The sequence below is a fragment of the Mesorhizobium sp. M8A.F.Ca.ET.181.01.1.1 genome (assembly GCF_004792025.1).
Taxonomy (GTDB): Bacteria; Pseudomonadota; Alphaproteobacteria; order Rhizobiales; family Rhizobiaceae; genus Mesorhizobium.
In genome coordinates, this window is record NZ_SRTV01000183.1 from 1 (window position 1) to 318 (window position 318).

A 318-nucleotide genomic window follows, 5' to 3' on the forward strand; every position below is an offset into this window, starting at 1 on the left:
CTTGTTGCAGACGTCGCCATTGGCCGTCGTGCGGTCGGTGCCGACGATCACCATGTCGATGTCGCCATGCTGCATCAGATGCCCGCCGGCGTTATCGACGATCAGCGTGTGCGGCACGCCGTGGCCGGCCATTTCCCAGGCGGTCAGCTGGGCGCCCTGGTTGCGCGGCCTGGTCTCGTCGACATAGACGTGGACCGGAATGCCGGCTTCCGTCGCCAGATAGATTGGCGCCGTGGCGGTGCCGTAGTCGACCGTCGCCAGCCAACCGGCATTGCAATGGGTGAGAATGTTGACCGCCTCGCCAGGCTTCTTTTTCGC

1 pseudogene is annotated in these 318 nt (G+C 64.8%); it reads right to left on the reverse strand.

Annotated elements, in window-relative coordinates:
- Positions 1 to 318 (reverse strand): annotated as a pseudogene (locus EN824_RS34155) (S-methyl-5-thioribose-1-phosphate isomerase); the annotation flags it as partial.